Consider the following 18,273-nt stretch of genomic DNA (forward strand, 5'->3'; position numbering starts at 1 on the left):
TTAACAGCTTTAGGTTCAATGATGGGATCAGGCGGTATGATAGTAATGGACGAAGATACTTGTATGGTAGACGTTGCAAGGTTTTATCTTGAATTTACGGTCGATGAATCCTGTGGAAAGTGTACACCATGTAGAGAAGGAACAAAGAGACTTCTTGAGATACTTGAAAAGATTTGTGAAGGAAAGGGAACAGAAGAAGATTTACAAAGGCTTGAATCATTGGCATATACTATAAAATCAGCATCATTATGCGGACTTGGACAGACAGCACCAAACCCAGTATTATCAACATTAAAATACTTTAGACATGAATATGAAGCACATGTAAAGGAAAAGAGATGTCCAGCAGGTGTTTGTAAAGCCTTGCTACAGTACAAGATTTTACAAGACAAGTGCAAAGGTTGCGGAATATGTGCTAAAAACTGTCCAGCAAACGCAATAAGCGGAAAGGTAAAAGAACCATTTGTAATAGACAAAAATAAGTGTATAAAATGTGGAGTATGTATAGAAAAGTGTCCATTTAAAGCAATTGTAAGGGGATAGGAGTGGTAACATGATTACCTTAACTATAAACGGAAAGAAGATTAGAGTAGCTTCGGGTACTACTATATTAGGTGCAGCACAGAAGTTAGGAATAGATATCCCTACTTTATGCTATGATCCAATGCTTGAGGTTTATGGAGGATGCAGGATATGTGTGGTTGAAGTAGAAGGAGCAAAAAGTCTTATGGCAGCATGTGCAACGCAAGTTCAAGAAGGGATGGTTGTCTATACAGAGAGTGAAAAAGTAATAAAAGCAAGAAAAGAAATACTTGCACTTCTTTTGGCAAATCATCCTAATGATTGCTTAACCTGCGAAAAGGCCGGTGTGTGCAAGCTTCAAGAATATGCTTATAGATACGATGTGAAATTTGGGCAAATAGATGGAGAGAGACATAATTATGAATTGGAAGATTCAAATCCGTATATAGTAAGGGATATGAACAAGTGCATCCTTTGTGGTAAATGTGTAAGGACATGTGCACAAGTAGAAGGAAGAAAAGTATTAACATTTGCATATAGGGGATTTAAAACAAAAGTAACAACTGCTTTTGATAAACCTTATGAAGATTCAGACTGTGCCTTTTGTTTTAGGTGTGTAGCAGTATGCCCAGTAGGAGCATTAAAAGATAAAAGAGCATCAGGTAAAGCAAGGCATTGGGAGGTTTCAAAAGAAGAATTTACATGCACATTTTGTGATTATGGATGTAAATTTGAAGTTGCTAGAAAGCATGGGAAAGCGGTTTATGTAACTCCAAAGGCGCCTAGCGAAGGAAGGCCACTATGTTTAAAAGGAAAGATTGGAAATGAGTTAAAATATCTTGATGATGTAGAAACACCATACATAAGAGTTGAGGGGAAATTAGAGCCTGTAAGTTGGGCAAAAGCATTAGGATTAGAAGAAATATTATATAAGATCGAAACAGAAAAGAGGTGATTAGATGCTAAAAATAAAGATAAATGGAAGTGAGTTTGAAGTTAAAAAAGGTTTAACTATACTTGAAGCATGTAAAGAAGTAGGGGTTGAAGTACCAACATTTTGCCATGATGATAGATTAAAGCCAAGTGGAACATGTAGAATTTGCGTTGTAGAAGTTGAAGGTGCAAGGAATTTGATGGCAGCTTGTTCAACACCAGTAACAGACGGAATGGTTATTTGGACTGAAAGCAAAAAGGTTGTTGATGCTAGGAAGGAAATATTAAATTTAATATTAGCAAACCATCCTTTAGATTGTTTAACTTGTGAAAAGTCGGGGGAGTGTAAGCTTCAAGATTTATGTTATAAATATGGTATAAAAGGATCAACTTTTAAACCAAATAAAAAAGAATATGATGTTGATGAATCTAATGAGTTTTATTACAGTGATCCTAATAAATGTATATTATGTGGTAAATGTGTAAGAGTATGCAATGAGCTTCAATGTACAGGGGCAATTGGTTTTGCTCAAAGAGGTATCAAAACCCATGTTACTACTCCATTTGATAAGGGTATAGCAAATTCTACATGTGTTTCTTGTGGAAACTGCGTTGCAGTATGCCCAGTAGGTGCACTTATGCCAAAGAAAAAGATGAAATATAGGACTTGGGAAGTTAAAAAGGTTAGGACAACTTGTTCATATTGCGGGGTTGGATGTCAGTTATACTTATTAGTTAAAGATGATAAAGTTGTTGGTGTTGAGCCTTATTTTGGTGAACCTAACAGAGGCCTTTTATGTGTGAAAGGAAGATTTGCATATAACTTTATTAATCACAAAGATAGATTAAAGACACCATTAATAAAGAAAAATGGCAAATTTGAAGAAGCTACATGGGAAGAAGCATATGATTATATAGTTGGAAGATTAACTGAAATAAAAGAAAAATATGGACCTGATAGTATAGCAGGATTAACTTCAGCAAGATGCACTAATGAGGAAAATTATATAATGCAAAAGTTTATGAGGGCGGTGATTGGAACAAACAATATTGATCATTGTGCTCGCCTCTGACATAGCACTACAGTTGCAGGTCTTGCAACTACGTTTGGAAGTGGTGCTATGACTAATAGCATAGCAGAAATTGAGGATGCAGAAGTAATATTTATAATCGGATCAAATACTACTGAAAACCATCCAGTTATAGGAACATTTGTAAAGAGAGCAAAAAATAAGGGAGCTAAAATTATAGTAGCAGACCCAAGAGAAATTGAACTTGCAAAGTTGTCTGATGTATTCATGCAGCTAAAACCAGGAACTAATGTGGCTTTATTAAATGCTATGATGAATGTAATAATTGAAGAAAATTTACAAGATGAAGAATTTATCAAGGAAAGATGTGAAAACTACGATGAATTAAAAGAAGTTGTTAAAGATTATACTCCGGAAAAAGCTGAAGTAATTACGGGAGTAAAAGCAGATTTAATTAGGGAAGCTGCAAGGATCTATGCAAAGGCTGATAAAGCATGTATACTTTATGCGATGGGTGTAACTCAGCATGCTACAGGAACAGAAAACGTATATTCAATTGCAAATCTTGCAATGCTATGTGGAAAACTTGGAAAGGAATCCTGTGGGGTTAATCCATTAAGAGGACAAAATAATGTTCAAGGTGCTTGTGATATGGGTGGACTTCCAGATGTTTTTCCAGGATATCAAAAGGTTCATATAAAAGAAAATGTTGAAAAGTTTGAAAAAGCATGGGGAGTTAAGCTTTCTGATAAACCTGGGCTTACTGTTTCAGAAATGTTCCATGAGGCTATTAAAGGAAAACTTAAAGCACTTTATATAATGGGGGAAAATCCTGTCATATCAGATCCTGATACAAAACATGTTATTGAAGCCCTTGAAAAGCTTGAATTCCTTGTAGTTCAAGATATATTTTTAACAGAAACTGCACAGTATGCTGATGTTGTATTACCTGCCGCAAGTTTTGCAGAAAAGGATGGAACATTTACAAACACTGAAAGGAGAGTTCAAAGGGTAAGAAAGGCCATAAATAATGTAGGACAGTCTAAGGCAGATTGGGAAATAATTGTTGATATTATGAATAGAATGGGCTATAAATGTTCATACAAAAGTGCAAGGGATATATTTGATGAGTTAGCTAAAGTTACACCACAATATGCAGGAATTGATTATGATAGAATAGAAAATGAAGGAATTCAGTGGCCGTGTCCAACTAAAGATCATCCAGGAACAAAGATACTTCATAAAGATAAGTTTGCAAGAGGAAAAGGTTTGTTTAAGCCTACAAAATATAGGACTTCTGCAGAACAGCCAGATGATGAATATCCATTTATATTGACAACAGGTAGAATACTTTACCATTATCATACAATGACTATGACTGGCAAAAACGAAGGATTAATGAAGATTGCTGGAGAAAGTTATGTGGAGATAAATCCGATGGATGCAAAAAAATATGGAATTTCAGATGGAGATTTAGTAGAGGTTACTTCAAGAAGGGGAAGTGTAAGAGTTAAGGCAAAGATTACAGACGTTGTAAATGAAGGTGTAGTATTTATGCCATTCCATTATGCTGATGGTAGCGCTAATGTTTTAACAAATACAGCTTATGATGAAGTAACAAAGGAACCAGAATTAAAGGTGTGTGCTGTTAGGATAAAAAAAGCATAAAATATTTAAAGTTGGTTGAAGTTATAAAACAAATTAACTAAGAAAGGATGATAGTATGGAAAAAAGAATGTTGACACCACCAGAATTAGTTGATGAAGCAATTAATGTAGGTGTGAAAAAGTCTAAAGGAAGCTTTAATACTGTGCTATTAGGTGCAATTTTAGCGGGTGCATATATAGCCCTTGGTGCTATTGCATCGGCTGCTGCAGCTCACAGCATAGAAAACTTTGGACTTTCAAAGTTTATAGCAGGAGTTATATTCCCAGTAGGGCTTATGATGATAATAATAAGCGGTGGAGAGTTATTTACGGGTAATACCTTATTGCTTGTAGGATATAAGGATGGTAAGATACCTTTTTCAGGGGTTTTAAGAAACTGGGGGATTGTTTATTTAGGTAATATAATTGGATCAATTATTATTGCTTGTTTAGCTTATGCAGCAGGAGTGTTTGATGTAAATGGTGGAAAACTTGGGGGATATTTTATAAAAGTTGCAGCTTATAAGGGAGGACTTAATTTTTCAACAGCTTTTTTTAGTGGGATACTATGCAATATTTTGGTTTGCTTAGCAGTATGGGCCCAATATGCTGCAAAAGACATAGTGTCAAAGGTTTTTGTTATTTGGTTTCCAATAATGGCATTTATTGTAGCAGGATTTGAACACAGCGTTGCTAATATGTTTTATTTTAGTGCAGGTATATTAGCAAAGTCAAATCCTGCTTATGCAGAAGCATTACAATTACATCTTGATAAGCTTGCAAAGGTAGATATAATTCATGCTATTTCTAATATAGTTCCTGTAACATTAGGCAACATAATTGGTGGAGGAATCATGCTAGGATTTTCATATTACTATTTATATAAACGACCTTTAACAAAGGCTGAAAATATATCCAAAACATTATAGGATGCAGTAATTACTGCATCCTATATAATTAAAGGAGGATACAATGAAACTTTTAGGAACAGCTGCTATATTGTGTGGTGGTAAAAGTTCTAGGATGGGATTTGATAAATGTAGGATTAAGCTAAATGGTAGATTATTATTGGATATAATAATTGAAAAATTATCAGAAGCTTTTGAAGAAGTTATTTTAATAACTAATAATAAAAATAGATTTTATTATAAAAATGTTTTTGAAGACGAATATAAAGAATGTGGTCCAGCTGGCGGAATTTATACAGCTCTCTTGAATTCAAAATCTAAACATTTATTTGTTATGGCATGTGATATGCCATTTTTAAATTTACAATATATTTACTACATGAATAGTATTTTAGAAAAGAGTAAATATGATTGTATTTTAACACAAAAAGGAAATTGGGTTGAACCATTATATTCCTTTTATTCCAAAGATATGATTTCTTTGTTTAAAAAAAGTTTAGAGGATGGTAAATACAAGCTTTTTGACATTATAAGCAAATCAAATTATTTCATAATAGAAGAAAAAGTTGCGCGAAGTTTTTCAACTGATTTAGAGATGTTTATTAATTTAAATTACCTAAGTGATCTTGAAATAATAAAAAGTAGATTTGAAAGGGTTGAAGTGGATGGAAGGAATCAGGCTTTATAAAATTAAAAGATACTTTAAAGACAATGTAGAAGAGTTAAATGATTTAGTGGTTGTTGAGTATCCAATAAATATATTCATTAATAATGAGTTTTATATTACATTGATGTGTTTACCAACTAACATTGTGGAGTTAATTTATGGATTTTTATTCTTTGATGGAATTATAGATACAAAGGAAGATGTTAAAGATATTATAATAAATAAGCAGAATGCTTTTATAAATTTAAATCGTTCTATTGGAAAAATTAATATAAAGCGTGTACTGACTACAGGGTGTGGACAAGGAAGTATACACATAGATTATATTTATAGAAAGCAGTTAAATATATTAAAGCATAATGTAGAAATGGATTATCAGTCGATATTAAAAGTAATGAAAAAATTTAATGAAGAATCAAATATGTTTAAGCAAACAGGTGGAGTTCACAGCGCAGCTTTATGTGATAATGATATCATATTTAGAGTAGATGATATAGGAAGACATAACGCTGTTGATAAAGTTATTGGATTTGGGATATTAAATGATATAAATTTTCAAGATAAATCACTGCTTATTACGGGTAGAATTTCATCTGATATGTTAATAAAAGCAGCGAAGGCAAAAATACCATTAGTTATTTCTCATTCTGCTCCCACCAATATGGCTATTGACTTAGCAAAAACATTAAATATAAGATTAGTAGGTTTTGTAAGAGGAGAAAAAATGAACATTTATACTTAGAATAATAAAATAGCTGTTGGGTAATTTAATAAAACAATAAAAAAATAAATTATTGTATTGTCAAAATAAAACATGTGTGTTATAATAAACCTTGTGTGAAAACGGGCGTTCCTCTAGCTTGGGCTATGAACGTCTATGAGGGAAGGAGGGAAAGAACATGATGGATATTATCAGAGCAATTGAACAAGAACAATTAAGAACAGACCTTCCAAACTTTAATGTTGGTGATACTGTTAGGGTTCACGTAAAGGTAAAAGAAGGAAACAGAGAAAGAATCCAAGTTTTTGAAGGTATTGTATTAAAAAGACAAAACGGTGGTATAAGAGAAACATTTACTGTAAGAAGAATTTCATATGGCGTTGGTGTAGAAAGAACTTTCCCTGTTCATTCACCAATTATTGACAAGATTGAAGTTGTAAGAAGAGGTAAAGTAAGAAGAGCTAAGCTTTACTATCTCAGAAAGAAAGTTGGTAAGGCTGCTACTAAAGTTAAAGAAATTATTGAGTAAAGAGACTGTTTATCAGTCTCTTTTTTAATTTTACTTGAATTTGTTTAATTTGTGGTTATAATAAACATATATAGAATTTAAGCCTATATTAAGGAGGCATATACATGAATATACAATGGTATCCTGGACATATGGTAAAAACTAAAAAGCAAATATCTGAATCTATAAAGCTTATAGATGTAGTTTTAGAACTTTTAGATGCAAGAGTTCCTATAAGTAGTAAAAACCCTGATGTAGATACGCTTATTCAAAATAAGCCAAAAATTATTTTGCTTAATAAATCTGATCTTGCAGATCCTAATATAACTAAAGAATGGATAGAATACTACAAAAATAAAGGAATTATTGCTATTGATATAGATTGTATTTCAGGAAAAAATATGAATAAGATATATCCCTTAATAAAAGAATTATTAAGTGATAAAATAGAGAGAATTCAAAAAAGGGGGATAGTAGGAAGGCCTATAAGAGCTTTGGTATTAGGAATACCCAATGTCGGGAAATCAACATTTATTAATAAAATATCAAAAAAGTCTTCTGCTCAAACAGGGGATAGGCCTGGAGTTACAAAAAATAAACAGTGGATTAAAGTTAATAAAGAATTTGAATTATTAGATACACCAGGTATTTTATGGCCTAAGTTCCAAGATAAAAAAGTAGCGTTGCATTTGGCCTATGTTAAAGCTATAAAGGAGGAAATATTAGATATTGTTGAGCTTTGTGTTAAATTTTTAGAAGAAATGTTACATACGAATCCAAAGATTTTACAGGAAAGATATAAGGTTGATATAAAAAATGATGCATATCTTCTCATGGAAGATATAGGAAGAAAAAGAGGTTGTATTGTTTCAGGTGGGGATGTTGATTTATATAGAACAGCTAATATTATTTTTGAAGATTTTAGAAATGCCAAATTAGGAAGAATTTCTTTAGAGAGACCTTTAGATATGGATGGGGATGAAACAGATGTTGAAGTTAAAACAAATTGAGGAAATATTGGCTCAATGTAACAATTTAGATGAAATTGAAAAGTTAAAAGTACAAATTATGAAAGAAGATAATCGAAAAAATGTTATAAAACTTTTTGAAAAATATGAACGAAGGTTAAAAATAAAAATGGATTTAGAAAGAGAATACCAAGAGCGTTGTAAATATGAGAATCAACTGTGTGAAAAATACAAATATATAGCTGGTGTTGATGAAGTTGGTAGGGGACCATTAGCCGGTCCTGTATTTGCAGCAGCTGTTATTTTAGATATTAAAAAGCCTATAATAGGAATTAGGGATTCTAAAAAGTTAACTGAGAAGGCAAGATTAGAACTTTCAAAAAAAATACAGGAAACAGCTATAGATTTTTCTATAGGGTATGCTACTGTAGAGGAAATAGATAAATATAATATACTTGAAGCAACAAAAATTGCCATGAAAAGAGCGGTAGATAGTTTAAAAGTTTTTCCTGATTTTTTGCTTATAGATGCAATAGATTTAGATTTGGGAATCCCCTATTTATCCCTTATTAAAGGAGATGATTTATCTGTTTCAATAGGAGCAGCATCTATAATAGCAAAAGTTGAAAGGGATAAATATATGAAAGAAATTTCGGCTAAATATCCTTATTATGATTTTGAAAAAAATAAAGGATACGGAACGAAAAAGCATATAGAGTCTATATTAAAATATGGTCCGTGTGAGATTCATAGAAAGTCATTTTTAAAAGGTATATTAGGTGATATAATATGAATAGTAAAAGCAATTTAGGAAAAATTGGAGAGCAAATTGCTGTTAAATATTTAATAAACAATGGTTATTATATTATTAAAAGAAATTTTAGGACAAAATTTGGTGAAATAGATATTATAGCACGTGACGGCAAATATTTAGTTTTTGTGGAAGTTAAAACAAGAAAAGGTATTAAACTTGGGTATCCTAGAGAAGCTGTTGATTGTTTTAAACAAATAAAGTTAAAAAAATTAGCAAGTTTATATTTAGCTCAGAAAAAAATTTTGAGTTCATATGTAAGATTTGATGTAATAGAAGTATTATTGGATGCAGAACAAAAAGTAAAGTCCATATGTTTAATTAAAAATGCTTTTGAATAGGAAATCCTAAAAGTATCTTTACTTTTAGGATTTTTTTATTTTTTAATAAAAGGTTTAAATACAATTTTAAAGGTAATAATTATTTTTTGAGGTGGTTAGTATGATAAGTAAAATTTATACTATATCTTTATTAGGAATAGAAGGTTTTTTGGTAGAAGTAGAAGTAGATATTCAAAGTGGATTGCCATCTTTTAACATGGTTGGGCTTCCAGATACAGTTGTTAAAGAATCAAAGGAAAGAGTAAAGTCTGCAATTAAAAATTCAGGTTATGAACTTGAACCGTGTAAAATTATTGTAAATTTTGCTCCTGCGGATTTAAAGAAAGAAGGGCCTCATCTTGATTTAGCAGTAGCTGTTGGTATATTGTCTTGTTTGAAGATTATAGAATATCATAAAACAATTGATACGGTATTTATTGGAGAGTTGTCTCTAAATGGAGAAATTAGAGGAGTAAGAGGGGTTTTACCAATGGTGTTAGAGGCTAGAAAAAAATTCAAAAAAATTTTTATTCCTTTTGAAAATTGGGAAGAAGTAAGTTTTATAGATGATGTATATATATATCCTGTAAATAATTTGAATGAAGTTGTAGATTTAATTAATACTAATTCTGATCCTGAATTTTTAGTAAAACAAAGTAGAAAAGAAGAAGATAATGTATATGAGTTTGACTTTAGTGAAGTTAAAGGACAAAAATTTGTAAAAAGAGCCATAGAAGTAGCTGTAAGTGGAGGACATAATGTTTTGATGATAGGGCCTCCAGGAAGCGGAAAAAGTATGATAGCTCAAAGGGTTCCAACTATTTTACCTAAATTAAGTATAGATGAAGCAATTGAAGTTACAAAAATTTATAGCGTTGCTGGTTTACTAAAGGAGAAGGGAAAATTAATTACTATTCCTCCTTTTAGAAGTCCTCATCACACTGTGTCATATGCATCTTTTATTGGTGGAGGAAGCAATCCACTTCCTGGGGAGGTTTCTTTAGCTCATAATGGAGTTTTATTTATGGATGAACTTCCAGAATTTAGAAGAGATGTTTTAGAATCTTTAAGACAACCTTTAGAGGATGGGCAAGTTTTAATATCTAGGGTAAAAGGAAAAGTAAGTTATCCAGCTCGTTTTATGCTTATTGCTAGTATGAATCCTTGTCCTTGTGGTTATTATGGATATCCATATAAACAATGTCATTGTTCTGAAAATCAGATTAGAAATTATTTAAATAGAATTTCTGGTCCATTGTTAGATAGATTGGATATACATATTTCTGTTGAACCTGTTGGGTATGAAGAGTTAAGAAATAATTTAGATGAAGAGTCTTCGTCGGATATCAGAAATAGAGTTTGTAAAGCAAGGCAAATTCAACGTGAAAGATTTAAGGAAGATGGGATTTTTACCAATTCTCAGATGAAAAGCAAGCATATTAAAAAATATTGTAAGTTGAGTAAAGATGCTGATAGATTACTTGAAAGTGCATTTAAAAATTTGAATTTAAGTTCACGAGGATATGTAAAAATAATTAAAGTTGCAAGAACTATTGCGGATATTGAAGATTCTGATATTATTAATGAGAAACATATTGCAGAAGCGATTCAGTATAGAATGCTTGATAGAAAGTTATGTAGATAAAGGTGATATTATGGAACAAGAACTATATTATAAAATTTGGTTTATAGGTGTTAATGTTAATGAGAAAATAAAAATAAGTATTTTAGATAAAGGATATGATATATGCAGTATTTATCATATGGATGAATTTGACCTTATTAATTTAGGAATGAATATTTATGAAGCTAAAAAATTTGTTGAACTTAAAAAAGATGATAAGATTTATAAAATCATTGATTTTATTAAAGATAATGATATAAAGTTAGTATTATATAATGAATTAGAATACCCAAATAAATTGAAATATATCCATGATCCTCCCGTAGGATTATTTATTAAAGGAAATTTAGTAGATTTTGAAAAAAGTATAGCGATAGTAGGTTCAAGGAAAGCAAGTAATTATGGTTTAACAGTAGCATATAAGTTTTCTAAAGATTTAAGCAATTATGGTGTAAAAATAATTAGTGGTTTAGCAAAAGGAATTGATACAGCAGCTCATTTAGGGTGTTTAGATGCAGGAGGAATTACTGTTGGAATTTTAGGCAGCGGTTTTAAACATATCTATCCTTCTAGTAATAAAGAATTAATAGATAGAATTATTAAAGAAGGTTGCATAATAACAGAGTTTTTACCTGATGTTAAGCCTTTCCCTCAAAATTTTCCACGTAGAAATAGAATAATAAGTGGTCTTGCTGACTATGTTTTAGTTGTAGAAGCAACAGAGAGAAGTGGTTCGTTAATAACTGCAAGATTAGCACTAGAACAAGGTAAAGATGTTTTTGCAATTCCTGGGAATATATTTAGTCAAACAAGTGTAGGAACTAATAATTTAATTAAAGATGGGGCAAAGTTAATATCTAATATAGAAGATATTTTAGTGGAATTTGGAATTAGCTTGAAAGATAAGGATTTTATTGGTTATAATGAATTAGAATTGTACATAATAAATATATTAAGGGTAGGTGCAGCAACTGTAGAAGAAATAGTGGAAAAATCTAATATGTCAACTAGTGAAGTTTTATCAGTTTTAGGCAAGCTTGAATGCAAAGGTGTAATAAAAAGAGGTTTTGGAAATTATGTAATGTTAAATGATAATTAAAGTATAGAATTTTGTAAGATATTTTGTTATAATACATATACTTGTGTAATGCTGGAGGGGATAGGATGGCGCAGGCTTTGGTAATTGTTGAGTCACCTGCTAAAGCAAAAACTATAAGCAAGTTTCTTGGTAAAAATTTTAAAGTAAAGGCATCTATGGGGCATATTAGAGATTTACCAAAAAGTCAACTTGGTGTTGATATAGAAAATAATTATCAACCTAAATATATAACTATTAGGGGTAAGGGAGAATTAATAGAAGAACTAAAAAAGGAAGCCAAAAAATGTAGTAAGGTATATATTGCTACAGACCCTGATAGAGAGGGAGAGGCTATATCATGGCATCTTGCTAATATATTAGGGATTGATCAGGATGAAAAGTGTAGAATTGAATTTCATGAGATAACTAAAAATGCGGTAACAAATGCAATAAAGAATCCTAGAAATATAAACATGAATCTAGTAAATGCTCAACAGGCAAGAAGGATATTAGATAGACTTGTAGGTTATGAAATAAGTCCGGTGTTGTGGAAAAAAATAAAATGGGGACTTAGTGCAGGTAGAGTTCAGTCTGTAGCTGTGAGGTTAATATGTGATAGAGAAAAGGAAATAAGGGAATTTATTCCAGAAGAATATTGGACAATTACTGCAATTTTAAAAAATGATAATAGAGTTATTGAAGCAAAATTAGCCTCAAAGGGAGAAGAAAAAATAAAAATTTCAAACGAGTCTCAAGCGGAACAGATTATAAAAGATATAAATGATATATTTCGTGTTAAAGAAGTAAAAAATCAAGAGAGAAGAAAAAATCCTTTACCGCCTTTTACAACTTCCACACTACAGCAGGAGGCATATAAAAAGTTAAATTTTACAACTAAGAAAACTATGCAAATTGCGCAACAGCTTTATGAAGGTATAGATATTAAAGGGGAAGGGACAGTAGGGCTTATTACATATATGAGGACAGATTCTGTTAGAATATCTGATGAAGCTAAAGATATGGCTAAAAACTTTATATTAAATACTTTTGGTCAAAATTATTTGCCGCAGGTAAATAGGAATTATAAAACAAAAGGGGGAGCCCAAGACGCCCATGAAGCCATAAGGCCTACATCTGTTTTGAGAACACCTGAAAAAGTTAAGGATTCTTTGAATAATGATCAATATAGGCTTTATAAACTAATATGGGAAAGATTTGTTGCAAGTCAGATGGCGGATGCTATATTTGATACTATTAGTATAGAATTTGAATCAAATGGATATATTTTCAAATCAAGTGGCAGTGTTTTAAAATTTCCGGGATATTTGAGTGTTTATAAAACTGATGAAGAAGAGCAGGATAAAATACTTCCTGATATAGAAGAAGGGGAAGTATTCCAGCTTGATAAAATTGAACCTAAACAACATTTTACTCAGCCTCCTTCAAGATACACTGAAGCAACTTTAGTAAAGGCTCTTGAAGAATATGGAATAGGAAGACCGAGTACATATGCTCCAATAATAAGTACAATTTTAGAGAGAAAATATGTAATAAGGGATAAGAAATATTTAAAACCAACTGAACTAGGAGAAATAGTTACTGAACTTTTAAAGGAATATTTTGCAGATATAGTTGACGTAGATTTTACAGCTGAAATGGAAAGTAAATTAGATGAAATAGAACGTGGTAACCAAAATTGGATTGATATAGTAGATGAATTCTATAAACCTCTCAAGGAGAAAATAAAATTAGCAGAGGAAAAGTTAGACAAAATAAAAGTGGAAGAAAAAGTGGAAGAAACTAATATAAAATGCGAAAAATGTGGTAGAAATATGGTAGTAAAATCAGGTAAGTTTGGGAAGTTCTTGGCTTGTCCAGGGTATCCAGAATGTAAAAATGCAAAACCTTTAATTGAAGAAATTAATGTTTTATGTCCGTTATGTGGAAGCAAAATAGTTATAAAAAGGTCTAAAACTGGAAAAATATTTTATGGATGTAGTAATTATCCTGAGTGTAATTTTGCAAGTTGGAATAAACCAACTAACAAAAAATGTCCAAAATGTGGTAAAATCTTATATGAAAAAAAGCAAAAAGATAAAAATGTTTTGGTTTGTGAAGATAAAGAATGCGGTTATATAGAAGAATCTTAACTTTTGTATTGATATATTTTAAAATTTGTGATATATTAATCTTACTTAATATTAGGAACAATTTTGATTATTCACAAAATTAAGAAAAATAAAATATCAAATTTCTATACATTTTTTTACAAAATTAAATGACTTTTTAAAAAATTTAATTTTTTTTAACAAAAAATTAATAAAAAAGATTAAGGAAGGTGCTAAAATGTTTAAGGCGACAACAATTGTTGCAGTCAAAAATGAGAATAAGGTTGCTATGGCAGGGGATGGTCAAGTAACTTTTGGAGAAAGTGCTATAATAAAAAATACTGCTAAAAAGATTAGAAAAATATATAATGATTCAGTTTTAATAGGATTTGCAGGTTCAGTAGCTGATGCTTTTACTTTATCTGAAAAATTTGAAGAAAAATTGGAACAATCAAATGGTAATATAAAAAAAGCTGCTATTGAACTTGCAAGTCATTGGAGAAGCGATAAAATTTTAAGAAGGTTAGAGGCGTTGATGATAGTTGCAAACAAAGATGCATTATTAATTATTTCAGGGAATGGGGAAGTTATAGAACCTGATGATGGAGTTGCTGCTATAGGTTCTGGTGGTATGTATGCATTGGCTGCTGCAAGAGCTTTAAGAAGAAATACCAATTTACAACCTGAAGAAATAGTAAAAGAAGCTTTGAAAGTTGCATCAGAAATTTGTGTTTATACTAATGATAATATAGTTGTTGAAACATTATAATCCCTAAAGGGGGAGTATCAATGAATAATTTAACACCGAAGGAAATTGTAAAAGAATTAGATAAATATATTGTTGGACAAGATGAAGCAAAGAAAAAAGTAGCTATAGCTTTAAGGAATAGATATAGGAGAAAAGCTTTAATTGGTGAAATTAAAGATGATATAATGCCTAAAAATATATTAATGATAGGCCCAACAGGAGTAGGAAAAACAGAGATAGCAAGAAGGCTCGCAAAACTTGTAAAAGCTCCTTTTGTTAAGGTTGAAGCTACCAAATTTACTGAGGTTGGATATGTTGGCAGAGATGTAGATTCTATAATTAGAGATTTAATGGAAGATGCTATAAGACTTGTCAAAGAAGAAAAAATGAATGAAGTTAGAGAAAAAGCAGCAGAAATGGCTAAGGAAAGAGTGTTAAATATATTAGCACCTATACCTTCTAAAAAAAACAATAATGTAAAAAATCCATTTGATATTATATTTGGTTTTCAACAGGATAATAATCAGGAAGTAATACAATATGATGAAAGTGAATTACAACTTAAAAGAGAGCAAATATTAAAGCAACTTAACGATGGATTATTAGATGATATGATAATAGAAATTGAAATCGAAGATTCTTCTATTATGCCTATAGAAATTATGGCAGGTCCCAATATAGAGGGGTTAAATATAAATTTTAGTGATATCTTGGGTGATATATTTCCTAAAAAGAAAAAAAAGAAAAAGGTAAAGATTAAGGAAGCATTAAGAATATTTGAGCAAGAGGAAGCATCAAAGCTTATAGATATGGATCTTGTTTATGAAGAAGCAAGAAAAAGAGCGGAGGAAGATGGAATAGTTTTTATTGATGAAATAGATAAAATTGCTAGTCGAAGTAAAGGATATGGACCAGATGTTTCAAGGGAAGGGGTTCAAAGAGATATTTTGCCTATTGTAGAAGGAAGTGTTGTAAACACTAAATATGGTCCTGTAAAAACAGATCATATTTTGTTTATAGCAGCTGGAGCATTTTACGTATCTAAAGTGACTGATTTAATTCCTGAATTACAGGGAAGATTTCCTGTTAGGGTAGAACTCAAAGCTTTAAATAAAGATGACTTTAAAGCTATACTTTTAAAGCCTAAGAATGCTTTGACAAAGCAATATATAGAATTATTAAAGGTAGATGGAGTTGAAATTGAATTTACTGAGGATGGAATCGATGAAATAGCAGAAGTTGCATATTTTATGAATATGCAACTTGAAAATATAGGTGCAAGAAGATTGCATACAGTTTTAGAGGAAGTTTTAAAGGATATATCTTTTGAAGCTCCAGATATTCCTAACAAAAAAGTTATAATAAATCGTGAGTATGTAAAAGATAAGCTTAAAAATATTTATAAACAAGATGATACTACAAAATTTATAATATAGAAAGGATGGTGTAAAAGATATGGCAACTCTTTTGGAAAAGACCAGAATATTAAACAAAATACTTCAAAAGTCTGCCACTGAACCTGTTGTATTTTCAGATATTTGTAAAATATTAAGTGACGTAATGAATTGTAATGTTTATGTTGTTAGCAGAAAAGGAAAAGTACTTGGATATAGCATAGTAGATTCCTTTGAATGCGATGTATTAAAAGAAATTGTTGTGAACGAGCAAAAACTCCCTGAAGATTATAATAACAAAATTTTACAAATCAATGAAACAAGATCTAATTTAAAAAATGAAGGAGTTTGTGTTTTTGATAAAGAAAAGGAATGTGTATACGTAGATAAGTTCACAACCATAGTTCCTATAATAGGTAATAGAGAAAGATTAGGAACGCTTTTAATAGCAAGATATGGTTCAGAATTCAATGATGAAGATCTTGTATTAGCAGAATATAGTGCAGCTATTGTTGGAATGGAGATATTAAGATCAAAGCAGGAGGAAATAGAAGAAGAAGCTAGGAAAAAGGCTGTAGTTCAGCTTGCAATAGGAACTTTATCATATTCTGAATTAGAAGCAGTAGAACATATTTTTAATGAATTAGAAGGTAATGAAGGATTATTAGTTGCAAGTAAAATAGCAGATAAAGTTGGTATAACTCGATCAGTAATAGTTAATGCTTTAAGAAAATTTGAAAGTGCCGGAGTTATTGAATCAAGGTCTTTAGGAATGAAAGGAACGCATATAAAAATATTAAATGATAAGTTATTAGAAGAGTTAAGAAAGTTAAAGAATAGCTAAAAATAAGAATCCTCAAGTGTTGAGGATTCTTATTTTTATTTTTAGGATTTGAGTAAGTTATTCAATGATTGATTTTAAATTTTAGCAAAATTTTTGTTTTTATTTATTTTGTAAATAATAACCATTGAATTATTGAATTATTTATGTTATACTACAGTAGCAATAGTATAGGGGTTTTGTTATATAATTGTTAAAAATACCACAAAGTCATGTAAATTTTTGTATACATAAAAATTTAGTAAGGGGTGTGAGCTCAATGAATCAAAATTGTTGTTGTGGAGGAAAGTGTGTAGACGAAAGATTAGAGAAAGTTAAGAAGGTAATTGAAGAATATAAGACAGTGAAAGGTGGATTAATACCTGTATTGCACAAGATACAAGATATATATGGATATTTACCAGAAGATGTATTAAAGGTAGTTTCACAAGAACTTAATATTCCAATGGCTGAAATTTTTGGAGTAGCTTCTTTTTATTCATATTTTTCTTTCGAGCCAAAAGGAAAATACATAATAAGGGTATGCCTTGGAACTGCTTGTTATGTTAAGGGTGCACAAGGACTTATTGATAGGTTATGTAAAGAGCTTAATGTAGAGGTAGGAAAGACTACGGCGGATGGAAAATTTACTCTTGAAGCTACAAGATGTTTAGGTGCATGTGGTCTTGCTCCTGTAATGGTTATAGGAGAAAAAGTATATGGAAGAATTACACCTGACGATATTCCAAATATATTAAAAGAATATGAATAAATTTAAGGAGAGCTTATGAGGGAGCTTTCTCTTCACATAATGGATATAGTAGAAAATTCTATTAATGCTAATGCTACAATTATAGAGATTTATGTATTAGAAGATACTTTAAAAAATAGTTTTGTTATTAAAGTAAAGGATAATGGAAAGGGTATGAGTGAAGAAATTTTGAAAAATGTTAAAGATCCTTTTTTTACAACTAGAACAACAAGAAAGGTTGGACTTGGACTTTCACTTTTTGAAAGCACATGTTTAAGGTGTAATGGCAATTTAAAAATTAATTCTGAAATAGGCAAGGGAACAGAAGTTATTGCTTATATGGAATATAATCACATTGATAGACCACCGCTTGGTAGAATAGAGGATACTATAGTTTCTATACTTTTAAATCCTAATGTTGATTTGATATATGAACATTCTTTTAATGGTAAAAAGTTTAAGTTTGATTCAAGAGAGGTTAAGAAAGTATTAGGATTACAAGAGATAAATAATCCAGAAATACTTTTATGGTTAAAAGAATTTATAAGGGAAAATATAACTGAGATAGGTGGAGGTGCTTCCTAATGAAAACATTAAAAGAATTAGAAGAAATAAGGAAGAGGACGCTTGATAGGGTTAATCAAAGAAAAGATAGAACGACAACGAGGATAGTTGTAGGTATGGCAACATGTGGAATAGCAGCGGGTGCAAGGCC

At 30.7% G+C, this 18,273-nt stretch carries 18 protein-coding genes; all 18 read left to right on the plus strand.

Annotated features, from left to right (window positions below; translation table 11 throughout):
* On the plus strand, positions 1-543 hold a 543-nt coding region (locus tag C4R78_RS08415), incomplete at its 5' end, for an NADH-ubiquinone oxidoreductase-F iron-sulfur binding region domain-containing protein (protein ID WP_146057681.1).
* A 10-nt stretch (positions 544-553) separates the two neighbouring features.
* Complete coding sequence (locus C4R78_RS08420) at positions 554-1,477, plus strand: NADH-quinone oxidoreductase subunit G (RefSeq protein WP_103896624.1); 924 nt, start codon at positions 554-556, stop codon at positions 1,475-1,477.
* A 4-nt stretch (positions 1,478-1,481) separates the two neighbouring features.
* Entirely contained in the window at positions 1,482-4,154 is a 2,673-nt protein-coding gene (gene fdhF / locus C4R78_RS08425) for a formate dehydrogenase subunit alpha (protein WP_103896625.1), read from the plus strand.
* A 55-nt stretch (positions 4,155-4,209) separates the two neighbouring features.
* Entirely contained in the window at positions 4,210-5,061 is an 852-nt protein-coding gene (locus C4R78_RS08430; RefSeq protein ID WP_103896626.1) for a formate/nitrite transporter family protein, read from the plus strand.
* Between the two features lie 43 nt (positions 5,062-5,104).
* Entirely contained in the window at positions 5,105-5,728 is a 624-nt protein-coding gene (locus C4R78_RS08435) for a molybdenum cofactor guanylyltransferase (RefSeq protein ID WP_103896627.1), read from the plus strand.
* Positions 5,706-6,449 (plus strand): formate dehydrogenase accessory sulfurtransferase FdhD, encoded by a 744-nt coding sequence (fdhD, locus tag C4R78_RS08440; RefSeq protein WP_103896628.1) that lies wholly within the window; start codon positions 5,706-5,708, stop codon positions 6,447-6,449. Before C4R78_RS08435 ends, fdhD begins: the two co-directional genes overlap by 23 nt.
* Positions 6,450-6,606: 157 nt before the next feature.
* Positions 6,607-6,957, plus strand: a complete 351-nt coding sequence (gene rplS / locus C4R78_RS08445; RefSeq protein WP_103896629.1) for a 50S ribosomal protein L19 — start codon at positions 6,607-6,609, stop codon at positions 6,955-6,957.
* A gap of 104 nt (positions 6,958-7,061) precedes the next feature.
* A complete protein-coding gene (gene ylqF, locus C4R78_RS08450; protein ID WP_103896630.1) occupies positions 7,062-7,946 on the plus strand; it encodes a ribosome biogenesis GTPase YlqF in 885 nt (294 codons plus the stop codon).
* Entirely contained in the window at positions 7,924-8,697 is a 774-nt protein-coding gene (locus C4R78_RS08455; protein WP_242971215.1) for a ribonuclease HII, read from the plus strand. The genes ylqF and C4R78_RS08455 overlap by 23 nt, the downstream gene beginning before the upstream one ends.
* Positions 8,694-9,056 (plus strand): YraN family protein, encoded by a 363-nt coding sequence (locus C4R78_RS08460; RefSeq protein ID WP_103896632.1) that lies wholly within the window; start codon positions 8,694-8,696, stop codon positions 9,054-9,056. Before C4R78_RS08455 ends, C4R78_RS08460 begins: the two co-directional genes overlap by 4 nt.
* Before the next feature lie 100 nt (positions 9,057-9,156).
* Positions 9,157-10,680: a YifB family Mg chelatase-like AAA ATPase gene (locus C4R78_RS08465; RefSeq protein ID WP_103896633.1), complete on the plus strand. Its 1,524-nt coding sequence runs from the start codon at positions 9,157-9,159 to the stop codon at positions 10,678-10,680.
* Between the two features lie 10 nt (positions 10,681-10,690).
* Complete coding sequence (dprA, locus tag C4R78_RS08470) at positions 10,691-11,758, plus strand: DNA-processing protein DprA (RefSeq protein WP_159945869.1); 1,068 nt, start codon at positions 10,691-10,693, stop codon at positions 11,756-11,758.
* 65 nt (positions 11,759-11,823) lie between these two features.
* Positions 11,824-13,887, plus strand: coding sequence for a type I DNA topoisomerase (topA, locus tag C4R78_RS08475; RefSeq protein WP_103896635.1), 2,064 nt, complete (start codon positions 11,824-11,826; stop codon positions 13,885-13,887).
* Positions 13,888-14,083: 196 nt separating this feature from the next.
* Positions 14,084-14,614 carry an ATP-dependent protease subunit HslV gene (gene hslV, locus C4R78_RS08480; protein WP_103896636.1) on the plus strand — a complete coding sequence of 177 codons (531 nt, stop codon included), beginning with the start codon at positions 14,084-14,086 and terminating at the stop codon, positions 14,612-14,614.
* A gap of 20 nt (positions 14,615-14,634) precedes the next feature.
* Positions 14,635-16,029 carry an ATP-dependent protease ATPase subunit HslU gene (gene hslU, locus C4R78_RS08485; protein ID WP_103896637.1) on the plus strand — a complete coding sequence of 465 codons (1,395 nt, stop codon included), beginning with the start codon at positions 14,635-14,637 and terminating at the stop codon, positions 16,027-16,029.
* Positions 16,030-16,048: 19 nt separating this feature from the next.
* Positions 16,049-16,831, plus strand: a complete 783-nt coding sequence (gene codY, locus C4R78_RS08490) for a GTP-sensing pleiotropic transcriptional regulator CodY (RefSeq protein WP_103896638.1) — start codon at positions 16,049-16,051, stop codon at positions 16,829-16,831.
* A gap of 256 nt (positions 16,832-17,087) precedes the next feature.
* The gene (gene nuoE, locus C4R78_RS08495; RefSeq protein WP_103896639.1) at positions 17,088-17,579 is read left to right on the plus strand and encodes an NADH-quinone oxidoreductase subunit NuoE; all 492 of its coding nucleotides are present in this window, start codon (positions 17,088-17,090) and stop codon (positions 17,577-17,579) included.
* A gap of 15 nt (positions 17,580-17,594) precedes the next feature.
* Positions 17,595-18,143 carry an ATP-binding protein gene (locus tag C4R78_RS08500; RefSeq protein ID WP_103896640.1) on the plus strand — a complete coding sequence of 183 codons (549 nt, stop codon included), beginning with the start codon at positions 17,595-17,597 and terminating at the stop codon, positions 18,141-18,143.
* The last annotated feature ends 130 nt before the right edge of the window (positions 18,144-18,273 follow it).

The organism is Caloramator fervidus (genome assembly GCF_900108045.1).
Lineage (GTDB): Bacteria > Bacillota > Clostridia > Clostridiales > Caloramatoraceae > Caloramator > Caloramator fervidus.